Source organism: Nocardia sp. CC201C, from assembly GCF_030010695.1.
Taxonomy (GTDB): Bacteria; Actinomycetota; Actinomycetes; order Mycobacteriales; family Mycobacteriaceae; genus Nocardia; species Nocardia otitidiscaviarum.
This window is the reverse complement of the sequence record NZ_JASCXP010000222.1, coordinates 1-12,229: the sequence shown is the minus strand read 5'-3', so window position 1 is coordinate 12,229 and position 12,229 is coordinate 1. Positions and strand designations below refer to the sequence as shown.

General features: G+C 68.3%; 11 protein-coding genes. 8 read left to right on the top strand and 3 right to left on the bottom strand.

The features are described from left to right. Window positions 1-265: 265 nt before the first annotated feature. Genes QK444_RS21905 through QK444_RS21895 form a run of 3 tightly spaced genes read left to right on the top strand, consistent with a single transcriptional unit; the run spans window position 266 to window position 6,335 of the window. Window positions 266-5,167 carry an NAD-glutamate dehydrogenase gene (locus tag QK444_RS21905; protein ID WP_282783176.1) on the top strand — a complete coding sequence of 1,634 codons (4,902 nt, stop codon included), beginning with the start codon at window positions 266-268 and terminating at the stop codon, window positions 5,165-5,167. 32 nt (window positions 5,168-5,199) lie between these two features. Then, a complete protein-coding gene (locus tag QK444_RS21900) occupies window positions 5,200-5,631 on the top strand; it encodes a thioesterase family protein (RefSeq protein WP_255222021.1) in 432 nt (143 codons plus the stop codon). Window positions 5,632-5,660: 29 nt separating this feature from the next. Further along, window positions 5,661-6,335, top strand: coding sequence for a hypothetical protein (locus QK444_RS21895; protein WP_282783173.1), 675 nt, complete (start codon window positions 5,661-5,663; stop codon window positions 6,333-6,335). 320 nt (window positions 6,336-6,655) lie between these two features. Here the strand turns inward: QK444_RS21895 and QK444_RS21890 are convergent, their stop codons facing one another. Together QK444_RS21890 and QK444_RS21885 are read right to left on the bottom strand one after the other, a co-directional pair. Next, entirely contained in the window at window positions 6,656-6,976 is a 321-nt protein-coding gene (locus QK444_RS21890) for an AzlD domain-containing protein (RefSeq protein ID WP_282783171.1), read from the bottom strand. Beyond that, entirely contained in the window at window positions 6,973-7,683 is a 711-nt protein-coding gene (locus tag QK444_RS21885; protein WP_282783169.1) for an AzlC family ABC transporter permease, read from the bottom strand. Before QK444_RS21885 ends, QK444_RS21890 begins: the two co-directional genes overlap by 4 nt. A 76-nt stretch (window positions 7,684-7,759) precedes the next feature. Here QK444_RS21885 and QK444_RS21880 point away from each other — a divergent pair, with 76 nt between their 5' ends. Next, window positions 7,760-8,332, top strand: a complete 573-nt coding sequence (locus QK444_RS21880; protein WP_282783167.1) for an XRE family transcriptional regulator — start codon at window positions 7,760-7,762, stop codon at window positions 8,330-8,332. A gap of 40 nt (window positions 8,333-8,372) precedes the next feature. Here the strand turns inward: QK444_RS21880 and QK444_RS21875 are convergent, their stop codons facing one another. Beyond that, the gene (locus QK444_RS21875) at window positions 8,373-9,068 is read right to left on the bottom strand and encodes an HNH endonuclease (protein WP_282783165.1); all 696 of its coding nucleotides are present in this window, start codon (window positions 9,066-9,068) and stop codon (window positions 8,373-8,375) included. A 186-nt stretch (window positions 9,069-9,254) separates the two neighbouring features. On the opposite strand from QK444_RS21875, the gene QK444_RS21870 reads away from it, so the two are divergent. The 4 genes from QK444_RS21870 to QK444_RS21855 all read left to right on the top strand — a co-directional run bounded on the left by QK444_RS21870 (window position 9,255) and on the right by QK444_RS21855 (window position 12,214). Further along, a complete protein-coding gene (locus QK444_RS21870) occupies window positions 9,255-9,668 on the top strand; it encodes a globin (RefSeq protein ID WP_282783164.1) in 414 nt (137 codons plus the stop codon). A 143-nt stretch (window positions 9,669-9,811) separates the two neighbouring features. Then, the gene (locus QK444_RS21865; RefSeq protein ID WP_282783178.1) at window positions 9,812-11,404 is read left to right on the top strand and encodes a glycoside hydrolase family 13 protein; all 1,593 of its coding nucleotides are present in this window, start codon (window positions 9,812-9,814) and stop codon (window positions 11,402-11,404) included. A 77-nt stretch (window positions 11,405-11,481) separates the two neighbouring features. Further along, window positions 11,482-11,760: a hypothetical protein gene (locus QK444_RS21860; protein WP_282783162.1), complete on the top strand. Its 279-nt coding sequence runs from the start codon at window positions 11,482-11,484 to the stop codon at window positions 11,758-11,760. Further along, complete coding sequence (locus QK444_RS21855; RefSeq protein WP_282783160.1) at window positions 11,747-12,214, top strand: DUF5130 family protein; 468 nt, start codon at window positions 11,747-11,749, stop codon at window positions 12,212-12,214. The genes QK444_RS21860 and QK444_RS21855 overlap by 14 nt, the downstream gene beginning before the upstream one ends. Window positions 12,215-12,229: the final 15 nt, after the last annotated feature.

The following is a 12,229-nucleotide window of genomic DNA, read 5'->3' as shown; positions in this document are numbered from 1 at the left end:
CTCAGCCATGTCCGCTGGCAATCTGAGAGCGAACTCAGTGCGTAGCGCAAACGCACTAGTGCGCGAAAGCCGTTCGGATGCAAGATTTGTCGTACGCCACCTGGCGATTCGGCGGCATCGCGGTGAACGCCGCTCTGCCTTGTTTGTCGGGTCTGTACGACGCGGCGCGGCATTGAGAGGAATTGAGCCCGGCGCATCCCGCGCCCAGCTACTCTCGGGACCGGCGTCACTTTGTTACGGAACCGAATCCGAGGAGCTGGCGAAAATGACCGTCTCGTCCGAATTGTCCAGCGCGGCATGGGCTGCGAGTTTGCCCGCATCGCTGCGCGGCAACTTGGTGTCGCTGGAGGAGGCGTACTTCCGACACGTCGACGCCGGGGACGCGGACTGCGCGATCCCGGCGACATCGACGCAGATCTTCCGCAGTCATGTGGAGCTGGCCATCCAGCGCGGACGCGGCACGGCCAATGTGAAGGTCCACCACCAGGAGGACGAGTCCTGCCTGGGGGCCGCCCTGCAACTGGTCACCGATGATATGCCGCTGCTGGTCGAGTCGGTCACCTCGTCGCTGAACCGCATGGGCATCAGCGTCAGCGAGGTCGTGCACCCCATCTTCGAGGTCACCCGCGACGCCGACGGCACCCTGGAGACCGCCGTCCCGCACGAGGTGGACGGCAACGGCGCGACCGGGCTGCGCGAGTCCTGGATGCACATCCAGCTGCACCCCTCCACCAGTCGAGAGCAGCTGGAGCGCATCGAATCGGCCATCCCGGACGTGCTCACCGACGTGCGCGATGTCATCGGCGATACCGAGGCCATGCGCGAGGCACAGGAACGCGTGGCCGACGAACTCGACGCCGCGGCTGCCGCGAGCAGGTCCCCGTTCTCCGCCACCGATCTGACCGACTGCGCGAATCTGCTGCGCTGGTTGGCCGACGGGCACTTCACCGTGCTCGGCTACGCGCGCTACGAGCGCACCACCGTGGACGGCACCACCAAGTCGGTGGTGCGCCCCGACACCAGCCTCGGGGTGCTGCGCCCCAATGTGGGCACCGATTTCCGCGTCCCCGACAACAGCGGTGACCAGCCGCTGCTGATGCTGACCCAGGGCTTGGTGCCGGCCACCGTGCATCGCGCCGTCTACCCCTACTTCGTGGGCGTCGCCGAATTCGACGAATCGGGCGTCGTCACCGGTGAGCACCTGTTCATCGGCGTCTTCACCGTCACCGCCATGCACGAGAACGTGCTCGACATCCCGGTCATCGAGCGCCGGGTGCGCCGGGTGATCGAGGCGAGCGGCTTCGACCTGGACTCCTTCTCCGGTCAGGAGATGCTGGAGGTCATCCAGTCGTTCCCACGCACCGAGCTGTTCTCCTCCGACGCCGAAACCCTGCGCCGTACCGCGAGCACGGTGCTGAATGTCGGTATGCGCCGCCAGGTTCGGCTGTTCCTGCGCCTGGACGGTTACGGCCGGTTCGTCGCCTGCATGGTGTACCTGCCGCGCGACCGCTACACCACCGCCGTGCGCCTGGAGATGCAGGACATCCTGGTGCGTGAACTCGGTGGCGCGTCCATCGACTACTCGGCGCGGGTCTCCGAAAGCGAACTCGCCAGCGTGTACTTCACGGTGCGCCTGCCAGACCAGGGCGGGGTCGCCGACACCTCCGAACCCAACCGGCTGCGGATCCAGCACCTGCTCGCCGAGGCCAGCCGCACCTGGGAGGACCACCTCAACGACGAGGTCGCCACCTCCGCCGTGCTCGATCCGGCGGTGGTGTCCACCTACGCCGAAGCCTTCCCGGAGAGCTACAAGGAGGATTTCGGCGCGGGCCGGGCGCTGGCGGATATCGTTCGCCTGCAACGGCTTCAAGACGGCGGGATCGACCAGCACCTGTATCGGCGCTCCGACTCCGAGCCGGGCTGCTGGCGTTTCAGCCTCTACATCGGCGGCGCGAGCATCTCGCTGAGCCAGGTGCTGCCGGTGCTGCAGAGCCTCGGGGTGGAGGTCGTGGACGAGCGGCCGTACCAGATCGAACTCGATCACGGCCCGGAGCGCTGGATCTACGATTTCGGCCTGTTGGCCCGGCCCGAGCTACTGCGCAGCGCACTGGACCGGAACATGGACGCCGAACTGGTGGAGTCGGCCGAGCGCATGCACCTGCTCGACGTGCAGGTCCGCGGCCTGCGCGAGCGGTTCATCGAAGCTTTCGAGGCGATGTGGTACGGGCGGGCGGAGGCCGACGGTCTCAATGAACTCGTGCTGCGCGCAGCACTGCCCTGGCGCTCGGTCTCCATCCTGCGCGCGTACGCGAAGTACCTGCAGCAGGCCGGTTTTCCCTACAGTCAGGCCAACATCACCCGCGTACTGTTGGCCTACCCGGATGTCTCGCAGCTGTTCGTGGACCTCTTCGCGGCCATCTTCGACCCGGATTCCGCCGACGCGGAGCAGGCCCGCGAGCTCGAGAGCGCGGTGCGCCGCCGCATCGACGATGTGGTGAGTCTGGATGCCGACCGCATTCTGCGCGCCATCCTGGGACTGATGCGGGCCACGCTGCGCACCAACTACTACATGACCGATGCCGAGGGGCGTCCGCGCGACTACCTGTCGTTCAAGGTGGAGCCGCAGGAGATCGCCGAACTGCCCAAGCCCCGGCCGCAATTCGAGATCTTCGTGTACTCGCCGCGAGTGGAGGGCGTGCATCTGCGTTTCGGCCCGGTGGCGCGCGGCGGCCTGCGCTGGTCGGACCGGCTCGAGGATTTCCGCACCGAGATCCTGGGCCTGGTGAAGGCGCAGGCGGTGAAGAACGCCGTGATCGTGCCGGTCGGCGCCAAGGGCGGGTTCGTGGTGAAGCAGCCTCCGGCCGCGACCACGGATCCGGTGGCGGACCGGCAGGCGCTGCAGGCCGAGGGCGTGGCCTGCTACCGCACCTTCATCTCCGGTCTGCTCGATGTCACCGACAATGTGGACCGCGCCAGCGGCGAGGTCATTCCGCCCGCGCGGGTGGTGCGCCGCGACGGCGACGACACCTACCTGGTGGTGGCCGCCGACAAGGGCACGGCGACCTTCTCCGATATCGCCAATGACGTTGCCCGCCAGTACGGTTTCTGGCTCGGCGACGCCTTCGCCTCCGGCGGCAGCGCGGGCTACGACCACAAGGCCATGGGCATCACCGCCAAGGGCGCGTGGGAGAGCGTCAAACGGCATTTCGCCGAGATGGATATCGATACCCAGACCCAGGATTTCACCGTGGTCGGCATCGGCGATATGAGCGGTGACGTATTCGGCAACGGCATGCTGCTGTCCGAGCACATCCGGTTGGTCGCCGCCTTCGACCACCGGCACATCTTCCTGGACCCCAACCCCGACGCGGCGACCTCCTACGCCGAGCGGCAGCGCATGTTCGCACTGCCGCGCTCGTCCTGGGCGGATTACGACCGCTCTCTGATCAGCGCGGGCGGCGGGGTGTGGGATCGCACCGTCAAATCAGTGCCGATCAGCGAGCAGGCCCGGCAGGCGCTGGGCCTGGACGAGGGCGTGACGGCCCTGTCGCCGCCGGAACTCATGCGCGCCATCCTGAAGTCCCCGGTGCAGCTGCTGTGGAACGGCGGCATCGGCACCTACATCAAGGCCAGCACCGAATCCAACGCCGAGGTGGGCGACAAGTCCAATGACGCGGTGCGGGTGAACGGCAACGAGCTGCGGGTGCGGGTGATCGGCGAGGGCGGCAACCTCGGCGTGACCGCGCACGGGCGCATCGAGTTCTGCCGCAACGGCGGCAAGATGAACACCGACGCGCTCGACAACTCCGCGGGTGTGGACTGCTCCGACCACGAGGTCAATATCAAGGTCCTGCTCGACGGCGTGGTGAGCAGCGGAGAACTCGCCGAATCCGAGCGCAATCCGCTGCTGGCCTCCATGACCGACGAGGTCGCGGCGCTGGTGCTGCGCGACAACGTCTCCCAGAACTATCTGATGGGCATGTCGCGGGCGGAGGCGTCGCGCATGCTGAATGTGCAGGTGCGCGTGATCCAGGATCTGGAGGAGCGGCGCGGGCTGGACCGCGATCTGGAGGCGCTCCCGTCGGACGCCGAGATCAAGCGGCGGCTGGAGGAGGGGACCGGGCTCACCTCGCCCGAGTTGTCGAATCTCATGGCGCACGTGAAGCTTTCGCTCAAGACCGACCTGCTCGGCAGCGATCTGCCCGATACCGCCTACTTCGCCGCCCGGCTGCCCGACTACTTCCCGACACCGCTGCGGGAGCGGTTCGGCCCGGCCATCAAGCGGCATCGGCTGCGCCGGGAGATCACCACCACCATGTTGGTGAACGAGGTGGTCGATCTGGGCGGCATCACGTACGCGTTCCGTTTGAACGAGGAGATCGGGGCGACGGCCTCCGACGCGGTGCGGGCCTTCACCGCCGCCACCCAGATCTTCGATCTGCACGCGGTCTGGGAGCGTATCCGGGCGGCGAGCGTCGCGACCTCGGTCAAGGACGCGCTGGAGTTGGAGACCAAGCGAACCCTCGACCGCGCCTCCCGGTGGCTGCTGAACAATCGGCCGCAGCCGATCGCCGTGGGTGCGGAGATCCATCGCTACGCCGCGTCGGTGCGGTCGCTCTCGCCGAAGGTGCCCGGCTGGCTGCGCGGCCATCACATCGACTCGCTCATGGCGCAGTCGCAGGTGTTGATCGGGCGCGGCGCTCCGGCCGAGCTGGCCAGTGAGGTGCTGGGGCTGCTCAACCTGTTCCCGCTGCTGGATGTGATCGATATCGCCGACATCACCGACCGGGGTGGTGACGAGGTGGGCGCGCTGTACTACGCGCTCAACGATCACCTCAAGATCGACTGGCTGTTGCAGGCGGTCAGCCACCTGGAACGCGGTGATCGCTGGCACGCGCTGGCCCGGCTGGCGCTGCGCGACGACATGTACGGTTCGCTGCGGTCGCTCACCCTGGATGTGCTCTCCGCCGGAGACCCCGAGGAGACGGCCGAGGAGAAGATTGCATACTGGGAGTCGAAAAACCAGTCTCGACTGGGTCGCGCGCGTGCGGCGCTGTCGGAGCTGTTCGAGTCCGGAACCCACGACCTCGCCACGCTGTCGGTCGCGGCGCGGCAGGTGCGCAGCATGGTGAGCGGGGTGGGAGCGCAATCGGAGGTACCGCGTTGACGAGTGTCGGTTCGCTGAACGGAGCGGGGAGGGTGGCGCTCGCGCAGCCGCCCCGCTTCCACACCAAGGTCGAGGTCCGCTGGTCTGATATGGATGTGTTCCAGCACATCAACCATGCCCGCATGGTGACGCTGCTGGAGGAGGCTCGGATCCCCTGGCTGTTCACCGATGACCGGCCGACCGCTCGTCTGGGTCGCGGCTGTGTGCTCGCCGATCTTCGGGTGCAGTACAAAGGCCAACTGCGGCACGAGGATTCGCCGCTGGACGTCTCCATGTGGGTGTCGCAGCTGCGCGCGGTGGACTTCACCGTCGCCTACGAGGTGCGCGCGGCCGGGGTCGCCCCGGACGCGCGTCCGGCGGTGGTCGCGTCCACCCAGCTCGCAGCCTTCGATATCGACACCCAGCGACTACGCCGTCTCACCGACGACGAACGCGACTATCTCGCGCAGTGGCTGGCGGAGTGATCGCGGGCCGAATGATGTCGAGCTGAACCGTGGCAGGTCAAGCGACACTTCATATTCCGGATCCGGCCGAGCGGGAGAACCTGGCCACCTTCGTCAACCACGCGGTCCGGCTGGACCCGGCGGTGGTGATCCGGCTGCGCCGCCGGGGCGTGAACTACGTATCCGCCTGGGCCGCCACGGGTTTCGAAACCCTGGCGGTCCGGACGGTGGTCGGGGCGCTGAGCGTGGAGGATGTCACCGTCGGCGGTGACACGGTGCTGTCGGGCCTGCACGGGCCCGATTCCGGCAAGCCCATCGACCTCGGCTACTCCATGGATTCCGCTTGGCGCTCGGCGCTGCCGCCCGCCGCCGGATTCGTGCACGTGGACGATGTGCCCGCCCGCATGCTGGTCGAGCTGGCCGAGCGCGGGGCGGCGGTGGCGCAGGAGCACGGCAGCGCCCACGGCCCGCCCGCCTCCCTGCTGGACCAGACCGTGCTCACCGTCTCGGGCGGTGGGGAAGAGGTGGAGGTCCCCATGCGGGTGGTCTTCGCTCTCACCGCTATGGACTTCATTCCACACGGCGGCGAGAAGACCGATTCGCGGCGCATCTCCGTGGACGAGATCGTGCGGGTCCGCGCGGCCCGCACCTGGCTGCGCCTCGACGCCCGCTACGGCTCCGTCGCCCGCCGCCGCGGGCCGGGTATGCCGCTGCTCCCGCAGTAGGCGACGGTCGCACAGCAGGCGGGGTCGCGGTGCCGTTCCGCTGGAGCCGCGGTGCTGATCGTCGTGCGGGTCGAGGTGAGTCGGCTCCGGCAGCGAGCCCGTCGGTGCGCCCTTGCGTCGCGGCGAGCGGTTCGGCAGCAGAGGGTTTCCCGGATACATGCGGCCCGACTCGGATCGCGGCCGGGTCACCCGGTCGGCCAGCCCCCGCCCGGGAAACGCCGGCGGGGCTTGCTCGTGCGGCGGGGGTTCCCGATCGGCGGGGCGCTCGTCGCGCGGTTCGGATCCGGTCGGCCGAGTTGCCGCGGCCGGTCTCGCTCGGTTCAGGAGACGCCGAGCAGGCGGAGAAACGCTGTGGTGGCGGCCGCGGACAGGATGACGACCAGCAGGGGTGCGCGTCGCCAGGCGAGCACGATGGCGACGAGAACGCCTGCCGGCAGGGCGATTCCGGCGTGACCGCCGCTGCCCGAGGGGATGAGCGTGGTGACAGCCAGGGCCGTGAGCAGGACGACCGAGGCGATCTCCAACAGGCGGATCACGCGTGGGGAGACATTGACGCGGCGGCGCAGCACCGGGCCCGCGAAGCGGAACGCGTAGGTGCCCACGGCCAGCGCCAGGGTGCCGATGAGGAGCGCCTTGGTCATGACGATGCGCCCTCGGCACCGGTTTCCGGCTCCGGTTCGTCACCCGCGCGGCGGGCCACCAGCACGACGGCCAGCAGCGCCAGCAGGATGGGCAGCCCCGCGCCCAGGAACGGGGTGGTCACCGCGGCCACGCCCGCGCCGATCAGGGCGGCGGTGCGGGTGAGCGTATCGTGGAACGCGGGCAGCACCAGTGAGATCAGGACGGCGGGGAAGACCGCGTCCAGACCGAAGGCATTGGGGTCGGGCACCACCGACCCGAGGACCGCACCGACGGCAGCCCCGAGCGGCCACGCGGTCAGCACCCCTAGGCCGCACAGCCAGTAGGCGGCGCGGCGGCGGTCGCGATCGGGCTGGGCCAGCGCCAGCGCCACCGACTCGTCGTTCATGACATGGGTGCCGACCAGGCGACGCCAGCCCGACCCCACCACATCGGGGACGGACAGGCCGTAGGGCAGATGTCGCGCATTGACGAGCAGCCCCGCGAGTACGGCGGCGATGAGGCTGCCGCCCGCGGTGATGATGCCGATGAAGACGAATTCGGCGCCGCCCGCCACGACCGCGATGCTGAGCAGCATCGGCAGCCAGGCGGGCAACCCGGAGGTGACGGCGGTCGCCCCGTAGGACACGCCGATCATGGCGATTGCCAGGCAGATCGCCGCGATACCGGTGAGCGCACCCCGATCCAGTGTTCGCCATATCGAACGCATGTTGTCTATAGTGAACGCATCGGATCGATTCGTCAAAGCGATGGACGAACATCACCCGGTACGCTGTGAACCCGATATGAGCCAGCACGACAGCCCCACTCCCGCCTCACCGCAGGAGGCGATCGCCGCCGCCCTGCGCCGCGAGCGCACCCGTGCCGGGTTGTCGCTCAGCGAGGTCGCCAAGCGCGCGGGCATCGCCAAATCCACACTGTCGCAACTGGAGTCGGGCTCCGGTAATCCGAGCATCGAAACCCTGTGGGCATTGTGCGTCGCCCTCGATGTGCCATTCTCCCAGCTACTCGATCCGCCGCGCCCGCAGGTCCAGGTGATTCGCGCGGGCGAGGGGCAGGCGCTGGCCTCGGCGCAGGCCGACTACCGCATCGCCCTGCTGTCGGCCGCCCCGCCCAATGCCCGCCGGGACATCTATCGCCTCACCGTGGAGCCGGGGCATCCGCGGGAATCCGATCCGCATACCCGCGGGGTCGTCGAGCATGTGGTGCTGTGCGCGGGCCGCGCCAAGGTCGGGCATGTCGACGCGCCCGTGGAACTGCATCCCGGCGATTACATCTGCTACCCCGGCGACCTGCCGCACATCTTCGAGGCGCTCGAATCCGGGACCTGGGGCCTGCTCATCAGCGAATTCAGCTGAGCGCGGTGGGGTCGGCGAGGGCTGGGACGGCGGGAATCGGCTAGGCCACGTCCTCGCCGAGATACTGCAACCACACCGGATCCAGTTCCGAGGATGCCGACAGCAGCCGCCAGTGCGGGCCCTTGGGCGCGACCATCGGGTGCCGCAGCGTCCAGCCCAGCTCGCTGAGCAGTTTGTCGGCCTTGCGGTGATTGCAGGGGGCGCAGGAGGCGACGCAGTTCTCCCAGGAATGCGCGCCGCCGCGGCTGCGCGGGATCACATGGTCGATGGTCTCGGCCTTGCCGCCGCAGTACGCGCAGCGATAGCGGTCGCGATGCATGAGCGCCGCGCGGGTCATCGGCACCCGGGCGCGATAGGGGACTCGCACATAGTTGCGAAGTCGGATGACGGAGGGGAGGGCGACCGCGGTGCCCGCGGAGTGCACGACCGGGCCCTCGGGGTTGTCGTGGACCGCATCGGCCTTGTCGCAGATCAGCAGCACGATGGCGCGGCGCGCGGAGAGGGCGGTGAGCGGCTCGTAGGTCGCGTTCAGCAGCAGGACGCGGCGCTTGGCCCAGCTCGGGACCGGTGGCAGGGAATCGGCGGAGCGATGCGCGTGATCGTGACGCGCACCCGGATACGAATGGTCGGACAGAACATGCAGCGAGGGAGCCCCCGACCCACGATTGTGGACGTCGGCGGGCTGGAGTTGTCGGTGTGTGCGCGCCTCGTGCCGCGCGCCGTGCCGCTGCTTCATGTGTGCAACCCCGAATTCGTATTCGCTGGAGTGTGTGGTAACTCGGCAGACTGCCACCAAGTTGACCATGCCCGGACGTGGAATGCACGGTGATTTCGCACATTGTCGGGCACATTCAGGTGAACGGGCCGTGATAATCCGGTTCCCCACCTCCCCGGAATCCCCGCCGCGCGCTCGACAGGCAGAATGGACGGCGTGAGTTCGGGTGAGCAGACTGCGACGTCCTTCTACCAGGCGGTCGGTGGGGCCGAGACGTTCCATCGGCTCGTCGCCGCGTTCTACCGGGAGGTGGCCGCGGACGAAGTGCTGCGTCCGCTGTATCCGGAGGAGGATCTGGGGCCGGCCGAGCGGCGGCTGCGCATGTTCCTCGAACAGTACTGGGGCGGGCCGCGCACCTACTCCGACGAGCGCGGGCATCCCCGGCTGCGGATGCGGCACATGCCGTTCAAGGTGGGCCCGCTGGAGCGGGACGCCTGGCTGCGGGCCATGCGGATCGCGGTGGCCGAGATCGAGCCGGAGGTGCTCGATGATCAGCACCGCAGACAGCTGCTCGACTACTTCGAGATGGCCGCGAATTCGCTCATGAACTCGCCGTTCTGAATTACTCGGCGCTTAAGCCCTTGGAGCCCTGAGTCTTTCCGGTGGGTTGCGCCGTCAACTGACCATTTGCTGAATCTCGTCAAGTGTGGGCGACACGCCAGCGCGAGTCGGTCCGCTTTGGCACACTACGGGCTGTGACAGACATTTCGGCGGTGTCGGGTCCCGGAGACGCCTCGGTCGACCCGTGGTGGCGATCGGCGGTGTTCTACCAGGTGTATCCGCGTTCCTTCGCGGATTCCAACGGTGACGGCGTGGGCGATCTGGGTGGATTGCGGGAGAAGCTCGGATATCTGGAGCTCCTCGGCGTCGACGCGCTGTGGATCTGCCCGGTCATGCGCTCGCCCATGGCCGACGGGGGGTACGACGTCTCCGATCCGCGCGATATCGACCCACTCTTCGGCGGACTGGACGCCCTGGACGCGGTGATCCACGAGGCGCACTTCCGGCAGATCCGCGTCACCATGGACCTGGTGCCCAATCACACCAGTGACCGGCATCCGTGGTTCCAGGCCGCGGTGGCGGCGGGGCCGGGCAGCCCCGAGCGCGACCGCTACCTCTTTCGTGACGGCCGTGGCCCGGACGGTGCTGTGCCGCCGAACAATTGGCCGAGCGTCTTCGGTGGTCCGGCCTGGACGCGGATCACCGAACCCGATGGCCGGCCGGGGCAGTGGTACCTGCACATCTTCGCGCCCGAACAGCCGGATCTGAACTGGGAGAACGAGGAGGTGGCCGCCGACTTCGAGCGGACCATGCGGTTCTGGCTGGACCGCGGCGTGGACGGGTTCCGCATCGATGTCGCCCACGGCATGGCCAAACCGGAGGGCCTGCCCGATATGGCGCATGTCGACACCCGCATGCTGGTACACGACGACAGCGATCCGCGCTTCAACAATCCGGGCGTGCACGAGATCCACCGTCGCCTGCGCAAGGTGATGGACGAGTACCCGGACGCGGTGGCCATCGGTGAGGTCTGGGTGGACGACAACACTCGTTTCGGGGAATACGTGCGCCCGGACGAGCTACATCTGGCCTTCAACTTCCGCTTGGCCGAGACACCCTTCGACGTGGCGAAGATCCACGCGGCCGTGGACAATTCGCTGGCCGCCGTGGCGGCGGTCGGTGCCACGCCCACCTGGACGCTGTCCAATCACGATATCGAGCGCGAGGTGACCCGCTACGGCGGCGGCGGGCTCGGACAGGCGCGGGCGCGGGCCATGATGATGCTCGAATTGGCGCTGCCGGGTTCGGTGTTCGTCTACAACGGGTCCGAGCTGGGACTGCCGAATGTGGACGATCTGCCGGATGCGGCGTTGCAGGACCCGGCGTGGGAGCGGTCCGGGCGCACCGTGCGGGGACGCGACGGGTGCCGGGTACCGCTGCCGTGGGAGGGCGCGTCGCCGAATTTCGGCTTCAGTACCGGGCGGCCCTGGCTGCCCATGCCCGCGAGCTGGGCCCGGCTGACGGTGGAGAACCAGCTGGAGCGGCTCGACTCCATGCTGTCGCTGTACCGGATGGCCATCGAATTGCGGGCCGGTCGACCGGAATTCGCCGGTACGGGACTCGAATGGTACGGCGCGCCGCCGGGATGCCTGGCCTTCCGGCGGGACGGGGGGCTGGTGTGCGTGCTCAACGGCACGGACGCCCCGATCACGCTGCCCGCCGGCGAGGTGCTGTTGGTGAGTGCGCCGATATCGGGTAGAGAACTTCCAGCAAATTCCACCGCGTGGCTGGTGTGAGGCGTTCTACGACGACACGTAGGTGAACACGCTCACCGCTCGTCGGCAGCGTCGGAAGCATCGTCTACCGTTGAGCCGTGAGCATTCTCCAGACAGTGCTGATCTTTGTCGGCATCCCGTTGGCGATCTATCTGGTGATCGCTGGTTTGTCGTATCTCGGCAAGCCGCTCCCCGGTAAGAAGCCGGAGCACTTCGAGCTCGGTGACACCTGGACCCAGGGCCCGGTGCTGTGGAGCGCGACCGACGAGGTGACCGGAGCGGGTCATCACGATACTGCCGAGTCGCATGGCAATCATGCGGCAATCGAATCCGCCGACGCGGACCTGATCGGAGGCCGGGCAAGTGGCAAGTTCTAAGTGGCCCGCGGTGAACGAGGCCGATCTCCCGCACGGCTACGCCGTCACCAGCAGCGGACGGGTATCCGGCGTGCACGAGGCCGGTGACGTCTTCAACGAGGTGCCGTTCAGCGACCACGAGCGGCTGCTCATGGACAATGCCCTCACCGACGCCACCCGTGCCACCAAGGTGCGGTTCAACGTCTACATCGGCGACCTCGGCGCGGATGCCGCCGCCGGCGTGGACGCGCTGTTCCCGACCACCCCGGAAGCCGCGCGTTCGGTGCTCATCGCCGTCGACCCCAACACCAAGTCCGTCGAGGTGCGGTCCGGCCGCGAGGTGGCGGAGCGCGCCAACGACCGCGTCTGCCAGCTCGGCGCCACCGCCGCCCTGAGCTCCTGCCTCCAGGGCGACCTCATCGACGGCCTGGTCTCCGCCATCCGGGTGATGGCCGCCGCCATCGGCCGCGTCTAGTTTCCACCGGCGCCG

What these genes read in the sequence shown, in the direction of transcription:
- QK444_RS21905 (WP_282783176.1), top strand. Translation starts at nt 266, where the DNA reads ATGACCGTCTCGTCCGAATTGTCCAGCGCGGCATGGGCTGCGAGTTTG.
- QK444_RS21890 (WP_282783171.1), bottom strand. Translation starts at nt 6,976, where the DNA reads ATGACCAAGGCGCTCCTCATCGGCACCCTGGCGCTGGCCGTGGGCACC.
- QK444_RS21885 (WP_282783169.1), bottom strand. Translation starts at nt 7,683, where the DNA reads ATGCGTTCGATATGGCGAACACTGGATCGGGGTGCGCTCACCGGTATC.
- QK444_RS21880 (WP_282783167.1), top strand. Translation starts at nt 7,760, where the DNA reads ATGAGCCAGCACGACAGCCCCACTCCCGCCTCACCGCAGGAGGCGATC.
- QK444_RS21875 (WP_282783165.1), bottom strand. Translation starts at nt 9,068, where the DNA reads ATGAAGCAGCGGCACGGCGCGCGGCACGAGGCGCGCACACACCGACAA.
- QK444_RS21870 (WP_282783164.1), top strand. Translation starts at nt 9,255, where the DNA reads ATGGACGGCGTGAGTTCGGGTGAGCAGACTGCGACGTCCTTCTACCAG.